The organism is Leuconostoc falkenbergense (genome assembly GCF_014634805.1).
GTDB lineage: Bacteria > Bacillota > Bacilli > Lactobacillales > Lactobacillaceae > Leuconostoc > Leuconostoc falkenbergense.
In genome coordinates this window covers 1-17,091 of record NZ_BMBS01000041.1, presented here as the reverse complement: position 1 = coordinate 17,091, position 17,091 = coordinate 1, and the positions used below count along the sequence as shown (strand labels likewise).

Here is a 17,091-nt window from a genome sequence, read left to right as displayed (position 1 = left end):
GAGGTTTATTTGAAGGCATACCAAACATTAACTGAAGTCCAAGCAGCCATTGGTTGGTATATCAATTTTTATAATAGCAATCGTATCTCAAATGTCGCCTAATTAACTGAATAAAAATAGTCCAATTTATTGACTTCTGAGCAATGCCATGTGAATTTGATAGGCAGTTTCAACCTTTTCAGGATTTTCTCCAACGCGTGTAATAATTCCTTTATCTACAAATGGTTTAAAGTCATTATTCATTGTTTGAGAGATTAACACATCTCGATCTGCCAAATATAATACATGTTTTTTAGTATTAGAATAAAGCAAACGATAAATAATTTGAAAAGCAGTGTACGTTTTACCAGTACCCGTTGCCATCACCAGTAAATTTTTCTGCTGCCCACGAACAATGCTTTCAACAACAGCATTAATTGCATTTCTTTGATAATACATGGGCTCCCGAGGCGTTTCCCCAAGATCTACATAATATGGTGCGTCAACAGCATCTGGCTGTTCATCAAGCATTGAAATCAACTTATCATAATCCGGTAAATTTCCAAGCTTAATCGTACTTTCTTCTTGAGTAATCCTATTTTTAAAATACCAAATATTGCGACCGCTGGATGCAAAAACAAACGGTATATTTAGATCTTCAGCGTAATCCAATGCCTGGCTCATTCCATATGAATCATCATGCTTATTAGATTCAGCTTCAATTACTGCCAACGGTTGTTGAGAAGCACGATCTTTCCATAATATGTAATCCACTTTTTTACTAGTTTTCGTATCACGTGATGAATTTTGACCCACAACACGAAAACGACCTGGTGTATACCGTAATTCACGTTGAATTAATTTTTCATCCCAATTTGCTCGAATGATAGGTTCTAGTATTTTAGCTTTCGTGTCTTCTTCGCTATAATCTTCCATAACTCCACCAATTTCATATTGTGTTATTTTTGCAAATTTTCATATACACACATTATACCAGTCATTCATCAATTCTGCGCTCGCTCGGCGACTATTGAGAGGTGAAGTTTACCTAAGTTACTACCACGTTCAACCCGCCGTGTGGCCAGTTAGTTGTCTCAAACGGCGAAGATTCTTTCATCAATCCATTTAAAAAAATTGATTTAAAAGCACTGCTACCAAATACGGAAACCGCTCGACAGTCAACCGCCCCCACAACAGTTAAGCTCGCCCGTGATTATTGTTAGTTACTTGATTTGAATCTAAAATGGAGCCCATCGCTTGTTGATAGGAATATAAACCCCATCCTTAATGATTTAAAACAATGGCTTTCTTAATCTGTCAGTGTCAACCAAATATTGAATGATACGCCGTGAAAATCCAGTACGTGCTGATAATTCATTCTTTGTTAAAAGATCTCGATGTATAAAATCCACTTTTTTCATATGGGAAACTCTTCTTTCAAAACACAAACTTTGCATAGTGCTAATATTTGTTTATTTTTATTGCAACAACCTAATTGCATTGAAACAAAAAAGACCAAAATTCACACATTTGAAAAAAATTAATAGAAAAATACTGCGTGCTATCGCTTGACCAGCAGAAAAAAGAGTCAAAGAAGCCCAAATAAGAATAAGTCATATCCCCAACGAAAATCAGCTACGACAAACACTTGGATCCCCACCCTGCCATTTCAAATCCTATTATTATCAAGTTTATAGCGCTCACACACCCAACACTTACACAGAACCCACCCTTTTGCACACGAATGTCACAAAAATCAGGAAGTTAAATACCCATACTCTATCTGCTAAATGCCTTTATATCAAACAAAAAAAGACGCTTTATCAACGTCTTTTGTGCAAATCGTGTGTCACATCGCTAATAAGAGCAATGTTCAATAAATTACCTATTGTATATTGTCACAAACCCGCTATAGAGTGGCGATTAGCGAGATTATTATGCGTAAAAAATGCCGACGAGAGGATTCGAACCTCCGACCCCAGGTTTACGATACCCGTGCTCTACCAACTGAGCTACGTCGGCATGACTCCGACTGCCGGGCTCGAACCGGCGACAACCTGATTAACAGTCAGGTGCTCTACCAACTGAGCTAAGTCGGAATGACATTTGTTGCTTAACACAACTATTTTATTATGCCATGAACAACCCTTCATGTCAACTATTTATTAGTTGAAAAAAGAAGTAAACCAAGTGGTTTACTTCTCATAAAACTCCGACTGCCGGGCTCGAACCGGCGACAACCTGATTAACAGTCAGGTGCTCTACCAACTGAGCTAAGTCGGAATAACATTGCTGACACAACTTAATAATTATAACTAATTGTGCAGCAATTTGTCAATAGTTTTCTCATAAAACGTTCTAATAAATCGAATGATTCATTTATTCTGGACGCATTGTTGGGAACAAAACCACATCACGAATTGTGTCTGAATCAGTCAATAGCATAATCAAACGATCAATACCAACACCCAATCCACCCGTTGGTGGCATACCGTATTCCAAAGCCTCAATAAAGTCTTCATCAATACCCTCGGCCTCATCGTTACCATTTTCACGCTCGGCTGCTTGTGCCTCAAAACGTGCACGTTGATCGATGGGATCATTTAATTCAGTAAAAGCATTGGCATATTCACCACCCATGATGAACAACTCAAAACGGTCGGTGAAACGTGAATCGTCAGCATTGCGCTTTGCTAGTGGTGATACCTCAACAGGATGACCATAGACAAACGTTGGCTGAACTAAAGTATCTTCAACAAATTCCTCAAAGAATGCATTGATGATGTGACCAACTGCCCAATACTTTTCGTACTTAACATGATGTTCATCAGCCAATTTTTGTGCCTCTTCGACCGACATATCTTGCCAAAAATCAACACCTGTGCGATCTTTAATCAAGTCATTCATATGTGCGCGTTCAAAGTTCTTTGATAAATCAATTTCAGTACCTTGATAGGTGATTTTTAGGTCATCAGAAACAACGCTTGCGGCTGCCTTAAAAATACCTTCGGTTTCATTCATGACATCAGTGAAATCCCAATAAGAGGCATACGATTCCATCGTCGTAAATTCAGGATTATGCTTAGGATCCATCCCTTCATTTCGGAAAATACGTCCGATTTCATAAACACGTTCCATACCACCAACAACCAAGCGCTTCAAATAAAGTTCTGTGGCAATACGCATATACATATCAATGTTCAAAGCGTTGTGATGTGTGATAAATGGACGAGCGGCAGCGCCACCAGCTTCTGTTTGTAGAATTGGTGTCTCCACTTCCAAGAACTCATTTTTGTCCATGTAAGCGCGAATGGCTGATATAATGTGTGACCGTTGCTGGAACTTTTTGAATGATTCCTCATTAGCAATCAAATCCAAATAGCGCTTACGGTAGCGTGTTTCGACATCTGAAATACCATGGAACTTGTCAGGCATTGGACGCAACGCCTTTGATAGGTGTGTCAAATGCGTTGCCAAAACCGTTAATTCGCCGGCTTCCGTCTTCATCATGATACCCTTAATACCAAGAAAATCGCCCAAGTCAGCGCGCTTAATAATTGGGTAATTTTCGCCTAAGTCATCGCGCTTAGCATAAACTTGAATTTTGCCTGACACATCGCGAAAGTCCGCAAAAATAACTTTACCGGCACCACGCTTAGCCACCATACGGCCAGCAATCGTCACCTCATGTTGTCCTGCTTCAAGTTCTTCTAAAGTACTATTATCGTACAAATCATGCAATTCTTGCGCTTTTGCTGAGCGTTCGAATCGTTTGCCAAATGGATCTAAATGTAAATCATCAACTAGAGTCGCTAACTTCTGACGACGGGCTAACATTTGATCATTAAGGGCTTTTTCTTCAGCCATTAGTATAAAATCCTTCCCTGATGAGCGCTTTTTGAACGCACTCCCACTAATTAAATATCATACCAAAAAAACGACATAATCTCAAAATTATGCGTTATTTTCTTCAATTTGTTGCAAAATTTCTTGTAATTCTGTCGCAGTAAAAAAGTAACGTTTACCTGAAAACTTACCAACAACTTCTGCACCATCATCTTCATCAATCATGGCTTTTATTTCTGCTACCGGTAACGTAGCTAACATCTTAGCGTAGGCTGATTTTGGTGGCTCTGCTGCTAAACCAACACCGGCTGTTTGCAAAATATTAACTTCACCTTTTCCAAATATTTCTTCTAAAATATTTAGCGGTGTGTACCCATCTGACAACATATCAGACAGCGGTCGCATGTTAGCCAGTGCTTTTTCAAGCTGCTCAATAGACGCATCGCTGGCGTCTGGTAATGCTTGTACTAAAAAGCCACCCGCCACACCAACAGTATCATCTTCGTTCATATAAACCGAAACACCAATTGCTGATGGAATCTGTTCAGACTGTGCCAAATAGTAGGTAAAATCATCACCAATTTCACCACTCACCAGTTGGCTCTGTCCAATATATGGATTGGCGTATGGTGCAAATTTGGTAACTTGCAAAACACCATTGTGCCCGACCGCTTGGGCAACATCCAATTGTCCAGAATCAGTCACAATCGCATCAAGTTGCGGATTAGTCACATATCCACGTACACTACCTTTAGCGTCAGCTTCTACCACAACATTGCCAATTGGACCACGTCCATTGAGCTGAATTGAGAGACGTTCTTCTCCTTTTAAAACAGCCTGCGCCATCAACGTCGACGCTAATAAACCACGCCCCAAAACAACGGAAGCAATACGCGTTGTGTTATGAGTTTGTGCTGCTTCTCGGACCAAATTTGTCCCATTTACAGCAAATGCACGAAAATCGTTATTTTTTGTAATTGCCTTAATAAACTGATCAGCCATTTAATTATTTTCCTTAACTTCAAATAAAAAAGTCGACCCAACGGTCAACTTCTATTTTACTAATTTTTATCATGATTGTCATCAGCAGGTGCATCATCAGGTACTTCAACAACTTCTGAATCGGAGGTTGTATCATCATCTTTTGACTCACTGTCTGGATGTTCATACTTTTCTTCAGCTTGAGAATCCTTAGCATCAGCTGCAGCTTTGGCTTCTTCAAACGACTTAGCCGTTGCCAATTGATCATCATCTTGGACATCTTTACGCGTAAATTCACCCGTTTCATAAATGTCTTTAATTTGTCTTTCGTCCAACGTTTCAACTTCAAGCAACGCTTCAGCAATAGCTGTCAACTTATCTTTATGCTCTTGCAAAATTGTTAACGCATCGTTGAAAGCCTCTTGCGCCAAACGACGAACTTCTTCATCAATCAGACGTGCTGTTTCTTCAGAATAAGCGCGATTACCACCTTGATCAGCATAACCAACACTGGCATTACCTTCAAGTTGTACCATACCTAACTTATCTGACATACCAAAAGCGGTTACCATTTGACGTGCCAATCCTGTTGCTTGCTGGAAATCGTTGGAAGCCCCCGAACTTGCTTCATTAAACATGAAGATTTCGGCAGCACGTCCACCCATCAAACCAGCTAATTGTTCCTTCGCTTCAGAATACTTCAAATTATAACGATCATTTTTCGGCGTCATTAGGGCATAACCACCAATGCGGCCACGTGGCACGATTGTTACCTTACGAACAACTGAAGCTTCTGAACGGACCAACCCAACCAACGCATGCCCCGCTTCGTGATAAGCGGTTGTACGTCGTTCTGATTCTGACATACCACGATTTGTTTTCGCTGGGCCTTGGAAAATACGATCTTCCGCTTCATCAATATCAGCAGCGTCAACCTTTTTCTTATTGCGACGAGCTGCTAACAACGCTGCTTCGTTCAACAAGTTTTCTAAGTCGGCACCAACATATCCCGGTGTCTGTTGCGCAATCGCTTTCAAATCAACGTTGTCAGCCAATGGCTTATTTTTGGCGTGAACATTCAAAATTGCTTCACGGCCTTTAACATCTGGTGCGCCAACCAAAATCTTACGATCAAATCGACCAGAACGAAGCAAAGCCGGATCCAATACATCTGAACGGTTTGTAGAGGCCAAAATGATAACCCCTTCTGAACCTTCAAAGCCATCCATTTCAATCAAAATTTGGTTCAAAGTTTGTTCACGTTCATCGTTACCGCCGCCCATTCCAGTACCACGGCGACGACCAACAGCATCAATTTCATCAATGAAAATAATTGCTGGGGCTGACTTCTTAGCGTTTTCAAACAAGTCACGAACACGTGAAGCACCAACACCAACAAACATTTCCACGAAGTCTGAACCAGACATTGAGAAGAATGGCACACTGGCTTCACCAGCAACAGCCTTAGCAAGTAATGTTTTACCAGTTCCCGGAGGTCCTTCCAAAAGAACACCCTTTGGTATACGAGCACCTAAACTCACGAATTTCTTTGGTGATTTCAAGAATTCAACAACTTCAACCAGTTCTTGCTTTTCTTCTTCCGCACCAGCGACATCCGCAAAGCGAACTTTATTGTCTTTGGGATCTGATGGCTTGGCTTTTGACTTGCCAAAGCTCATCATACCGCCTTGACCACCTTTGCCACCACCAGCTTGATTCATCATGACATAGAAGACAGCCACGATTAGTAACACTGGAATCAGTGATACCAACAAGTTTAACCAGAAACCAGAATTTTCAGCCTGCTTTGTAACTAATTCTGTCTTCGTCTTAGTTGCAGCTTGCGTAACTTCCTTTAGTGAAGCGTCGTTAGGCAGCAAAGTTGACGTGAATTTTGTCACCTTTTGAGTTGGCTGTAAGAAGCTAATACCGCTATCTTTAGAAGCTGTTTGTGCTTTTTTATAAGTACCAGTAATATTATAAATACTGTTACCGGGTTGCACTGTAATCGATTTGATTTCTTTGTCATTCAGCGCCTTAATAAATTCACTTGATGTTAAGGTTTTAGTTGTTGACTTGTCGTTACCGAACAAGCCATAAAACATGCCAACAACAACAAGGAAGATAAAGACGTAGAAAATGCTATTTCGAAAGAAACCGCCTTTGTTATTTTTCATTGTAATTCCTCAATTTCTATTTGGTGTAAACTTCTTTTTTCAAAATACCAACGTACGGTAAGTTTCGATAAAAGTCTTTGTAATCTAGACCATATCCGACAACAAACTGATTACGGACATCAAAGCCAATATAATCAGCCGTTACTTCAACTTTACGCCCCTCTTTTTTGTCCAATAGAGTTGCAACTTTAATTGATCGTGCGCCTCGTTTAGCAAGTAAGTCTTTCATAAACAGCAATGATTGACCAGTATCGACAATATCTTCTAAAATAATCACATCACGATTCTGAACATCTGACCTAATGTCTGTCACCAATGTAATCTCATCAGTACTTGCAACACCGCCATGATAACTAGAAATTTTAATAAATTCTAATTCTGCGTATAAATCAACCTCACGGATCAAATCAGCCGTCCAAAGGTAAGCACCTTTCAACACTGACAAGAACAAGGGACGCTCGCCCGCGTAGTCTTCAGTAATTTGCTTACCTAAACGCTGCGCTGCTTGCTGAATGCTTGCCTGATCATACAAGACTTCTTCTATATCGTTATCCACTTATGTTTCCTCAATTCGCCATACAAGCCAATTTGGCTGCGTATTTTGTTTAACAGTATATTCTGCACTGACACGCCATTCATTGTTGCGTAACTGCACTGCGACAATATCATCATTCATCGTTGTAAGCACTAACATTGCTTCCCGTTCTTGTAACGTCAGTTTTTCGTCAATTGCTAGTCGTCTCAACTTTTTATGGCCGTTTATGAGAGCAATTTTATCACTAGAGTTAGCTGAACGCAAGCAAATCACTGCCTTTTTTGCGGCCATTGAAAATGCAATAGCGGAATCTTGATGAATTGGCTCTTGATCAGTCCATAACCATGACTGATTTGCCAAAAAATACCGTTGATTCAATTTTAACATAACTGGCGACAAAACTTGGCCCCTATTTTGCTCTTTTTGTAGTCCAAGTTGGTCATAGCTCTTGACAAGTTGCACACCTTGATTCAAAGCAATACTGCCATTGGGTTTTGAATCGTTATTAAGCAGCTGAAGCGCTTCCATAATTTGATTCTCTTTAATATTAAATATTTGGTGTGATTGCAACCAATATTTTAATGTAGGCCCCTGCCATGCCTGTGGAATCGTATGCCAAGACGCGATATTTTGTGCATAAATAGCAGCTTGTTCGTCAATTAGTCGTTCTTGATTTTGAATTTGTTGCGCCATGTCATTAATATGTCGAACAGCTTGCGCATTAATGGTTGTGAGTTTTGGCAGCACATCATTTCGCAATAAGTTTCTCGGCGTGTAATTGGGATCCGAGTTGGTACTATCTTCTCGCCATTTCAACTGATTGCGATTGGCATAAGCAACTAATTCTTGTTTTGTCAACGCCAAAAAAGGCCGAATAATGTGATTAGTTTTTGCCATCATGCCCGACATTTGACGCAATTGGCCGCCCCTGATCATTTTTAATAAAACTGTTTCTGCTTGATCATTAGCATGATGCGCCACTACGATTGTGTCTGTTTGATACTGCTTTGCTAACGCATTAAAAAAATCATAGCGAAAAATTCGAGCTTCTTTTTCAACCGCATGATCAGGTATCGTTTGCCAGTCACGTTGTTCAAAAATGACATTCATTTTTTGGGCTAGTTTAGCCACAAAGGACGCGTCCTCATTGCTCTCTGAACGCAAATGATAGTTGACGTGGGCAACGACAATACGGATTGGCATTTGCGCTAGTGCGTGGAGTAAAACAACAGAGTCCACCCCACCAGAAACAGCAACAATAACCGTTGATGGCCATGAATTTTGTTTAATTGCTTGTTTAACTTTTTCCATTGTTATGAAAAAGGCACCCCTTCGGGTGCTTCTCCTAGTTATTATCTGCAGGTAGGTTGTAAATGATTTCGCCGGCTTTTGAGTAACCATATTTATCGCGTAATAATTGTTGCAAATAAGTGGGGTTTTTGAGGCGCTTAACATTTGTTGCTAACTGCTTATTTGTTTTTTGAACGTGTTCCAAACGATCTTGCGTCTTAGTCAGCTTCTGATTAGCCGCATGTAGTTTCACCTGACCAATCAATAATTGCACAGCAAAAATAGTCGCCACTAACGCGCTAATTAACAAAATGTTTTTTTCGCGACGCGCGTGAGCTTTACGATAATGCTTAGCTGCCTGTGCATTAGCCAATTCAGAATTATGAATTTCACGTGCAATTGCTGAATTAAGTGGCGTAATATTTGATTGTTTTTTTTGTCTATAAACCGCCATGTGAATTTTACCTATTACAAGTGTCGCACGTTCTTTAACACTTTTCAACAATCTTTAGACTTGTTTAATAATTTTGCTTACTTTTCGTCACCGATTTCTCGAAAATCTTGCGCATACGTTTCACGCAAAACCTCATACATGTCAGCAGATTCTTCTTTTTTGGTCGTTTCTACAATTTTAACCACTTTAACCGTCACTGTTTTGTTACCAAAACGGATTTCGAGCTCATCATTAGTGGCGACATCAGTTGAAGATTTTGCTACTTTACCATTAATTGAAATCCGACCTTGATCAGCGATTTCTTTTGCAACGGTACGTCGCTTAATTAAACGAGAAATTTTAAGGTATTTATCTAATCGCATAAGTTACTCCTTTTCATGCTCACTTTGTTCTTTTTCAATCACTACTAATAAGAAGTCACGCAAAATATTGAGCCATATACTGCTTTCAGCAACATCATTAACGGTCAATATTACCTGCAAGTCACCAGATTCTGTGCGTACGGCTGCCTTTAGTGGCACGTCGATAAGCGCTTCAAAAATTGTCTCACCTGACAATTTTGTCGTCGCTTGTGCATTAAATGTGATGGCTAACTGCTTACGTTGACGCCGTATATTGATGATTTGCGCTTGATCAGCCAATTGCTTAATACGACCAACCAACAATAACCTAGCCACTTCATCCGGCATTTCACCAAATCGGTCCAACATGTCAGCTTCAATATCTTCAAAAACATCGTCTGTTTTTGCTTGCCGTACTCGTGTATAAAGTTCAATTTTTTGTGCATTATCACTGACATAATCATCGGGTAGATAAGCTAACACTCCTAAAATCAGCTCGGCATCTGTTTCTGGTTGATCTGAAGTAATGACTTGTCCTTGTTTTTGCGCAACTGTGTCTTTCAACATCTGCGTATACATATCATAACCCACAGAGTCAATAAAGCCATGTTGTTGCTTACCTAATAAATCACCCGCACCGCGTATGCTCAAATCACGCATTGCAATTTTAAAACCAGAGCCCAATTCAGTAAAATCACGAATCGCTTCTAGTCGCTTTTCAGCCTCTTCGGACGGTGTTCGGGTAAATGGATAAGTGAAGTATGCATAAGCTAGTCGTGTTGATCGTCCCACACGGCCACGCAATTGATACAATTGCGACAATCCCATGTGGTCAGCATTTTCCACAATTAAAGTGTTGGCGTTTGGAATATCAACGCCAGTTTCGATGATGGTTGTTGTCACCAAAACATCATATTCGCCATTCAAGAAATCATATAGAATACTTTCTAATTGTGTCTCAGACATTTGACCATGAATCGCCGCCACTCTAGCACTTGGCACAAGATCTTCAATTTGACTCACAACACGATCTAAATCCATCACGCGGTTGTGCAAATAGAAGACTTGTCCATCACGAGCAATTTCTTTTTCAATGGCATCACGTACCACTGTCCAATCAGCTTCCATGACATAAGTCTGAATGGGGTAACGGTTAGCTGGTGGTGTCTCAATGACTGACAAATCACGTGCCCCAACCATTGCCATATTCAATGTTCGAGGAATCGGCGTCGCTGTTAATGTTAACACATCAACGCTAGTACGCAACTGCTTGAGGCGTTCTTTATGCTTGACGCCAAAACGTTGTTCTTCATCAATAATCAACAACCCTAAGTCAGAAAAGTTAACATCCTGACTTAGTAAACGATGCGTGCCAACTACAACGTCTAATTCATGCGCTTTAAGCTGGCTAATCACCGCTTTGTTTTGAGATGGCGTCTGAAAACGACTCAGTACGCCAATTCTAATTTCGGGAAAATCGTCAAACCGCGCTTTCATTGTTTCATAATGTTGCTGTACCAAAATCGTTGTTGGTGCTAAAAAGGCAACTTGTTTGCCAGCATGAGCCGCTTTAAACACCGCCCGCAAGGCAACTTCTGTCTTACCAAAGCCGACATCTCCGACCAATAAGCGATCCATTGGTCTGATTTTTTGCATATCAGCTTTAATTTCTTCGATACTGCGAATTTGGTCTGGGGTTTCAGGATAGCGAAAGGCTGTATCAAACTTCAATTGCGCCGTATCGTCTGGTGGGAAAGCAAATCCTTGTTGCGCTTCGCGCTTGGCATATAATTCAAGCAAATCGTCCGCAATATCTTCTATTTTTGCCGCAACTTGTCGTTTGGTTTTAGCCCATTCACTACCACCTAACTTATTCAGCTTTGGTGCCTTAGCGGCATCCGACGCGCCAATATATTTTTGAATTAAATTTAGTTGCGTAACTGGAATGAAAATCTTTGCATTCTGTTGATAAGCAACTGATAGATAATCTTGCTTGTCACCATCTGCTTCAATGGTTTGAAGACCTTCGTAACGTCCAATACCATGATTAATGTGAACGACATAATCACCAACGTTCAACTCATTATACGATTTTAAACGCTCTGCGTTAGCAATTTTTCTTTGACGTGGTGCTGTTTTGTGTGTTTGTGTAAATAATTCTCGCTGCGTGAATACTGTCAAATGCAACTGTGGCCACTCAAATCCCGCTGTCAGGCCCCCAGACATAATCTGAACTTGATTAGGTAAGACTTCAGTTGTTTCAGTAATTGGTATTTTGAAATCAACAAGCGAAGACGCAAAATCATGGCGCTGCTTGGCATCATCAATCATCAAAATGACTGTCGTGCCAGCTTCTTGTGCGTATGTTAAATCATTCTTGAGGGCGTTGATTTGGCCATAATATTGGTTCGCTGGTCGCGTTGTTATTTCAACCATTGCATCAAATTTAATACGATTCAAACCACGTTGAAAGTTGGCCAAATATAAAGTTGTGCGCTGATTATGCGCAATTTGGTCAGCAATGTCAACACGCCACGTTTGGTGTGGCAATAATTGAAAGCTTTCAATTTGTTTATCAATCCACTCTTGGTCACGACTTAATTGCTGTAATCTTGTTTCGGTGAGACGTGTATACTCATCAATCACTATCAAGGCGTCATCATGAAAATAATCCAATAAAGTTGTTTGCCCATTAAAAAAATACTGCATATAAGGCAACAATTCTGGTCCACGTTCATGAGCGTTTAGAACGTGTTGTGTTAAAGCAAAACCGTCAGTAGCATGTTTTTTATCAGCCCCATTTAGGCGGGTACGATTATCACTAAAATCCGTTTCAATTGCTAATTTGGCCTGATCATATTGTGACTCTGACACAACAAAGTCAGTTGCTGGATCAATTGTTACCGCTTCTAAACTATCAATGCTTTTTTGGCTTGTAACATCAAAATGTTTTAATTGATCTAATTCGTCATCAAAAAAATCCAAACGAATCGGATCGTTGGCTGTTAACGGATAAATGTCAATGATTGAGCCACGTTGCGCAAACTCACCGGGTGTTTGTACGAGCTTGACTGGTGAATAACCCATCATCATCAACGTGTTCTTGATCTCTGAAAATTCATAGGTCTCACCAACGCGAATCGTCAAGCGAGCAGCTGTCACGGTTGCCATATCAGGTAGTAGACGCTCTGCACCCGCCAAATTAGTCACAACGATCATAGGTTGACCAGTCACGAGCGCCATAAGTGTTTGTAAACGCTGCAAGCGTAATTCTGGCGAACTAATCGCCATCTCTGTTGCCACTGATTCTTCTGCTGGAAACTGGTATACATCCTCAACTAACGCAGCAACATCAAAATAAAGTTGCTCGGCATGCGTTTGTGTGTCGGCAATGACCAATACTTGTCGAGGATTAGCATTAAAAATAGCGGCAATGCTTGCTGCTTTTACTGTTCCATTCACGCCTAAAAGCAACTGTGTTGCGGCACCAGTTGCTTGTTTGACAATTGTTTGAATTGTATCTGTTTGACTTAAATATTTAACTAAACTCATTTACCCGTTATATTGATTGCTTAACTCTGCTATCGTTGCCCCGTTGATCCAATCAGAAATGGCCTGCGTGCTGCGTGCAAGCATTGTCTCGACGATTTCTGACTCTGCTTTTGAAAAATGTCCCAAAACATAGTTAATGACCACTTGTTTTTCATGTTCTGGATGCCCTAACCCAAATTTTAAACGTAAAAATGTTTGTGAATCCGTGTGCGCCATAATACTTTTGAGCCCATTGTGACCACCAGCTGATCCTTTGGCACGAAAACGCAGTTTGCCAAATGGCATATCCATGTCATCAGCTAAAACCATGATATCGGTGACATCACCATCATAGTAATCTAAAATTGCCCGAACGGCTTTACCTGAATCATTCATATAAGTTGTTGGCTTAACCAGCATGACAGGCACACCATCAACTTGAATTTTAGCGGTCAATGCAAACTGTTTTGTTGGTGAAAAAGTTGCATTGTGAGCAGCTGCAAAAGCATCAATTGCCATGAACCCAATGTTATGACGCGTCTGATCGTACTTTTCACCAATGTTTCCTAACCCAAAAATAAATTTCATAATGACCATTTCTTTCTATAATTTCACTTCTTCCAGTATACCACGCGCGCAGAGCGATTTTATGTTATCATATTGTATGGCGGTTTCATGATAAAAAAATTAGATTAGGACACGAATATGTTTCAAAAATCTTTAGTAATCCCTAAATCACAATTGACCACTGTGACCGAAAATACGACAATTCAAGAAGTTTATGATATTTTCGATAATCCAGACAATGCTCACACACGCACCATGCCAATATTAGATGAGTCTGGACGCCTTTTTCGTGGGAATATTTATAAACAACACGTCTTTGAACACATTGCCAAAGGCGGTGATATGAGTTTGCCAGCAACAGCTATTATGCGCAACTCAACCAAGTTTATTTACACAACCAGTAAATTTTACGAAGTTTTTTTTGCCATTCGCGATTTACCTTTTATCGCTGTTTTAGATGAAAATCATCAATTTTATGGCATTTTCACACATGATGCTTTAATGGATTTGTTATCACAAAGTTGGTCTGTTCGTTCTGGCGGTGTTGCTATCGCTGTGGCAACGCATAATGAGCAAGGCGACTTGAGTAAAATATCAAAGATTATCACACGTTACTCAAACGTCGAATCATTATTGACGATTCGCTCTGAAGGTGAACCGTTGACTGTACTTTTCACATTACCATTACAAGCAGAAAGTGAACAGTTAGCCAAGCTTATCAAACATTTAGAGAAAAAACAATACACTGTTGATAGTGTCGAAAATTTAAATCGTTTTAAATAAAAAATCTGTGAGATACAATGTGGTCTAAAAAGTTAAAACAACTTTTTAGGCCACATCAATAATCACAGATTTTTTTATAGCCATATACCAGCCATAATCACAACGGTCATCCCCAACATCACAACAACCAAATTTTTAATGGCCAAAACAAATGTCTCTCTTTTGATTGGGCGGTCTACAAAGCCCTTGGCATTTTTTAAGACAATTGGTAACAGTGCAATCATAGCGTATGTCGTAATTGGTAACCAACCCACAATTGTAGCAATCAGCAATTCAATAAACGCCAAAATAGCATAAAAAACATACATACGCTTAGCCGAGGAGATCCCCATATAATGTACCAATGTATGCCGATTATTGCTTTCATCCACATCATGATCGGCAATATTATTCGCAAACATAATTTCTGCAATAAATATCACCAACGGGAAACTGACAATAAACCATTGAAACAAGACACTCACCGTTAGTGTCATTCTCGTGTTGACGTACACTTGTGCCACAAATATAAAGTAGCCCATTGTAATACCTGAGACAATTTCACCAAACGGTGTATTGGTAATTGGCTTTGGGCCAGCAGAATACAAATAACCAATCACAAAACTCAAAATACCAATAATCCATGTCACGTAGTCAGTCAACAACGCGACTGTAATGCCTGCTACAACAGCAATCAGCGCCAACCACATGGCAACATGTAAAACTTGTTTATCAGTGATCACCTCACCAGCAGCTTGTTCCCTCAAAAAGTCGTTTGCTTTTTGTCGCTTATTATCTTCATAGCGATTGAAAGTATTCACTGCAAGATGAACACTGACAGTCGCAATAATCAACAATGCAGCGTTTAACCAATTTAATCTGCTATACTGCCATTGACTGTACACCAATCCGACTAAAAGCGGCGCAACACTGGGAATCACCACGCGAATTTCAACTAAATCTAAAAATTGTTTTGGTGTCATCATTTCAAAAATCCTCTGATACTCATTGTATCAGAAAATAAAAACGCGACACAATTAAAGTGTCGCGACAAAATCATCAAATTGCTGATCTAAGGCTTGAAAATAAGCGTCTCGTCCTTTTTTAGGCGCTTCCAAAACATATCCTAAGAGAAAATCTTGCACATCGTCATTAGTAATAAGTGACATAAAGGCTAACAAGTCAGCTTCCGTGGGTAGTTCGAGATTTTTCTTTAGAATCATAATACCAACATCACCAAATAAAAGATCTGCCTGAAAACCTGTTGGTCCGCCTTTAATGGCGACAAAAATATTCTCGTCATGGTCAATCCAAATTCTTAGCTCATCTTGACTTTCAGCTAAAAAGGGTAATTGGGCACTTTCTGCAGCATGTGTCAGTGCCGTCAGTTGTTGCTTATCCGTTAATCCTACTTGTTTTGTCATTTGTTGCACCTTCTTATAAGCTAATCATGATACTTTTCAGCCTAAAATGCAAGCGTTTACACTTTAATGACGTTCGTATGGTGTTAAACGCACCTGTCCGTCAAGATACTCGCCAACAAAAATATCACTGACTTGTTCATATCCTTGTCGCTCGACCTCGTTTGTCAACCATTCTGCATCGCGACCAATTAAATCAAGTAAATCTGTGTTGATTTGACCATCAAAAATGATAGGATACTTCATATTTTCTTCGCCTTCAAGAATCACTGTTAGTTGACCATTCTGCTCTAGAACAGCGCGCTTAACTTTTGACAAATCGTACACACTCTGTGCGCGTAATTTAAACATCAAATCATTTGCTGATAAGCCAGCACGCAACACATTTTTAATAGCTACTTCACCATGATCCACCACTACTTTAGGTTGACCATCAATCAGAAGTTTGACGAAGCGATTATGTTCTTTCATGAATTTGACCGTCATCACCAACATTGTCCAAATGATTAGCACAATGGTGAATTGAAAAACAGTGATAGTGTCGGAGTAAATGACAGCACCAATGATGCCACCTAAAACATAGTTTTGCACTTGATCAAGTGCACTGGTTGGCGCTAAATTTCCCTTGCCCATAATATTGATTTGTACGATTAAGGCAAATAGACCAATGGCAAGTTTCGTTAAAATTGGTAAATAAATACTCATTTGACAACCTTCACTTCCGGATTAACTAGATAAGCGCGCGTTAAAGTATATGATTGCTGATCGGCGCTGATAGTGACGTGGTAATACTTCTGAGACATCTTCACAATCATGCCATCGCTAACGACTTGTGTGTTAAAAAATATCTTATCTTTTGCAATGCCTTGTTCTGTCGCAAATTCATTAACAAATGATGCCATTTGCGTTTGTTGATCATCACGTGATTTTGCTTGCTGATAGTCCGTATAGCGGGCACCTGCCAAAAAAAGAAACAATAACAACGCAATAATACTTAAATCACGATAACGTGTTTGCATACGATTACGCAAAAACGCCACTGCACCAACAGCCATGAACACAAAAGCAATCACCATCAAATAAATGCCGATTGTATCATTAATGTTAGTTTGTTGTGCCAAATACTTGGCAGAATAAAACTTACTAACATTAAAGGTGAAGATTAATCTCGGCGGAGATAGTCTTCACCTATTTTTGATTTATTCTA

The 17,091-nt window shown here is 39.8% G+C and carries 16 protein-coding genes and 3 tRNA genes; 2 read left to right on the top strand and 17 right to left on the bottom strand.

Annotated elements, in window-relative coordinates:
* Window positions 1-9: 9 nt before the first annotated feature.
* Complete coding sequence (locus tag IEU71_RS10330) at window positions 10-102, top strand: IS3 family transposase (RefSeq protein ID WP_188354161.1); 93 nt, start codon at window positions 10-12, stop codon at window positions 100-102.
* A 24-nt stretch (window positions 103-126) separates the two neighbouring features.
* Here IEU71_RS10330 and IEU71_RS08400 read toward each other — a convergent pair whose 3' ends face one another.
* The 13 genes from IEU71_RS08400 to pth form a co-directional block, all read right to left on the bottom strand.
* Window positions 127-915: a DEAD/DEAH box helicase family protein gene (locus IEU71_RS08400; protein WP_004915034.1), complete on the bottom strand. Its 789-nt coding sequence runs from the start codon at window positions 913-915 to the stop codon at window positions 127-129.
* A 1,013-nt stretch (window positions 916-1,928) separates the two neighbouring features.
* Window positions 1,929-2,001: transfer RNA gene (locus tag IEU71_RS08395), tRNA-Thr, on the bottom strand.
* Between the two features lie 4 nt (window positions 2,002-2,005).
* Window positions 2,006-2,078, bottom strand: a tRNA-Asn gene (locus IEU71_RS08390).
* A gap of 111 nt (window positions 2,079-2,189) precedes the next feature.
* Window positions 2,190-2,262: transfer RNA gene (locus IEU71_RS08385), tRNA-Asn, on the bottom strand.
* A 96-nt stretch (window positions 2,263-2,358) separates the two neighbouring features.
* A complete protein-coding gene (gene lysS / locus IEU71_RS08380) occupies window positions 2,359-3,846 on the bottom strand; it encodes a lysine--tRNA ligase (protein ID WP_004915037.1) in 1,488 nt (495 codons plus the stop codon).
* An 87-nt stretch (window positions 3,847-3,933) separates the two neighbouring features.
* Window positions 3,934-4,827, bottom strand: a complete 894-nt coding sequence (gene hslO / locus IEU71_RS08375) for an Hsp33 family molecular chaperone HslO (protein ID WP_004915041.1) — start codon at window positions 4,825-4,827, stop codon at window positions 3,934-3,936.
* 59 nt (window positions 4,828-4,886) lie between these two features.
* Window positions 4,887-6,983 carry an ATP-dependent zinc metalloprotease FtsH gene (gene ftsH / locus IEU71_RS08370; protein WP_004915043.1) on the bottom strand — a complete coding sequence of 699 codons (2,097 nt, stop codon included), beginning with the start codon at window positions 6,981-6,983 and terminating at the stop codon, window positions 4,887-4,889.
* A 16-nt stretch (window positions 6,984-6,999) separates the two neighbouring features.
* Entirely contained in the window at window positions 7,000-7,539 is a 540-nt protein-coding gene (gene hpt / locus IEU71_RS08365; protein WP_004915044.1) for a hypoxanthine phosphoribosyltransferase, read from the bottom strand.
* Window positions 7,540-8,829 (bottom strand): tRNA lysidine(34) synthetase TilS, encoded by a 1,290-nt coding sequence (tilS, locus tag IEU71_RS08360; protein WP_004915047.1) that lies wholly within the window; start codon window positions 8,827-8,829, stop codon window positions 7,540-7,542.
* Between the two features lie 34 nt (window positions 8,830-8,863).
* Window positions 8,864-9,262 (bottom strand): FtsB family cell division protein, encoded by a 399-nt coding sequence (locus IEU71_RS08355; RefSeq protein WP_004915050.1) that lies wholly within the window; start codon window positions 9,260-9,262, stop codon window positions 8,864-8,866.
* 77 nt (window positions 9,263-9,339) lie between these two features.
* Window positions 9,340-9,624, bottom strand: a complete 285-nt coding sequence (locus IEU71_RS08350) for an RNA-binding S4 domain-containing protein (protein ID WP_004915051.1) — start codon at window positions 9,622-9,624, stop codon at window positions 9,340-9,342.
* Between the two features lie 3 nt (window positions 9,625-9,627).
* Window positions 9,628-13,155, bottom strand: a complete 3,528-nt coding sequence (gene mfd / locus IEU71_RS08345) for a transcription-repair coupling factor (RefSeq protein WP_004915054.1) — start codon at window positions 13,153-13,155, stop codon at window positions 9,628-9,630.
* Window positions 13,156-13,722: an aminoacyl-tRNA hydrolase gene (gene pth / locus IEU71_RS08340; protein WP_004915057.1), complete on the bottom strand. Its 567-nt coding sequence runs from the start codon at window positions 13,720-13,722 to the stop codon at window positions 13,156-13,158.
* A gap of 117 nt (window positions 13,723-13,839) precedes the next feature.
* Here pth and cbpA point away from each other — a divergent pair, with 117 nt between their 5' ends.
* Complete coding sequence (cbpA, locus tag IEU71_RS08335; RefSeq protein ID WP_004915059.1) at window positions 13,840-14,484, top strand: cyclic di-AMP binding protein CbpA; 645 nt, start codon at window positions 13,840-13,842, stop codon at window positions 14,482-14,484.
* A 74-nt stretch (window positions 14,485-14,558) separates the two neighbouring features.
* Here the strand turns inward: cbpA and IEU71_RS08330 are convergent, their stop codons facing one another.
* From IEU71_RS08330 to IEU71_RS08315, 4 genes are all read right to left on the bottom strand, one after another.
* Complete coding sequence (locus IEU71_RS08330; protein WP_036067148.1) at window positions 14,559-15,446, bottom strand: prenyltransferase; 888 nt, start codon at window positions 15,444-15,446, stop codon at window positions 14,559-14,561.
* Between the two features lie 54 nt (window positions 15,447-15,500).
* A complete protein-coding gene (locus IEU71_RS08325; protein WP_004915065.1) occupies window positions 15,501-15,887 on the bottom strand; it encodes a hypothetical protein in 387 nt (128 codons plus the stop codon).
* A gap of 63 nt (window positions 15,888-15,950) precedes the next feature.
* A complete protein-coding gene (locus IEU71_RS08320) occupies window positions 15,951-16,589 on the bottom strand; it encodes a DUF421 domain-containing protein (protein WP_004915068.1) in 639 nt (212 codons plus the stop codon).
* Window positions 16,586-17,047: a DUF3290 domain-containing protein gene (locus IEU71_RS08315; protein WP_036067146.1), complete on the bottom strand. Its 462-nt coding sequence runs from the start codon at window positions 17,045-17,047 to the stop codon at window positions 16,586-16,588. The genes IEU71_RS08320 and IEU71_RS08315 overlap by 4 nt, the downstream gene beginning before the upstream one ends.
* Window positions 17,048-17,091: the final 44 nt, after the last annotated feature.

What these genes read in the sequence shown, in the direction of transcription:
- IEU71_RS08400 (WP_004915034.1), bottom strand. Translation starts at nt 915, where the DNA reads ATGGAAGATTATAGCGAAGAAGACACGAAAGCTAAAATACTAGAACCT.
- lysS (WP_004915037.1), bottom strand. Translation starts at nt 3,846, where the DNA reads ATGGCTGAAGAAAAAGCCCTTAATGATCAAATGTTAGCCCGTCGTCAG.
- hslO (WP_004915041.1), bottom strand. Translation starts at nt 4,827, where the DNA reads ATGGCTGATCAGTTTATTAAGGCAATTACAAAAAATAACGATTTTCGT.
- ftsH (WP_004915043.1), bottom strand. Translation starts at nt 6,983, where the DNA reads ATGAAAAATAACAAAGGCGGTTTCTTTCGAAATAGCATTTTCTACGTC.
- tilS (WP_004915047.1), bottom strand. Translation starts at nt 8,829, where the DNA reads ATGGAAAAAGTTAAACAAGCAATTAAACAAAATTCATGGCCATCAACG.
- IEU71_RS08355 (WP_004915050.1), bottom strand. Translation starts at nt 9,262, where the DNA reads ATGGCGGTTTATAGACAAAAAAAACAATCAAATATTACGCCACTTAAT.
- IEU71_RS08350 (WP_004915051.1), bottom strand. Translation starts at nt 9,624, where the DNA reads ATGCGATTAGATAAATACCTTAAAATTTCTCGTTTAATTAAGCGACGT.
- mfd (WP_004915054.1), bottom strand. Translation starts at nt 13,155, where the DNA reads ATGAGTTTAGTTAAATATTTAAGTCAAACAGATACAATTCAAACAATT.
- pth (WP_004915057.1), bottom strand. Translation starts at nt 13,722, where the DNA reads ATGAAATTTATTTTTGGGTTAGGAAACATTGGTGAAAAGTACGATCAG.
- cbpA (WP_004915059.1), top strand. Translation starts at nt 13,840, where the DNA reads ATGTTTCAAAAATCTTTAGTAATCCCTAAATCACAATTGACCACTGTG.
- IEU71_RS08330 (WP_036067148.1), bottom strand. Translation starts at nt 15,446, where the DNA reads ATGACACCAAAACAATTTTTAGATTTAGTTGAAATTCGCGTGGTGATT.
- IEU71_RS08325 (WP_004915065.1), bottom strand. Translation starts at nt 15,887, where the DNA reads ATGACAAAACAAGTAGGATTAACGGATAAGCAACAACTGACGGCACTG.
- IEU71_RS08320 (WP_004915068.1), bottom strand. Translation starts at nt 16,589, where the DNA reads ATGAGTATTTATTTACCAATTTTAACGAAACTTGCCATTGGTCTATTT.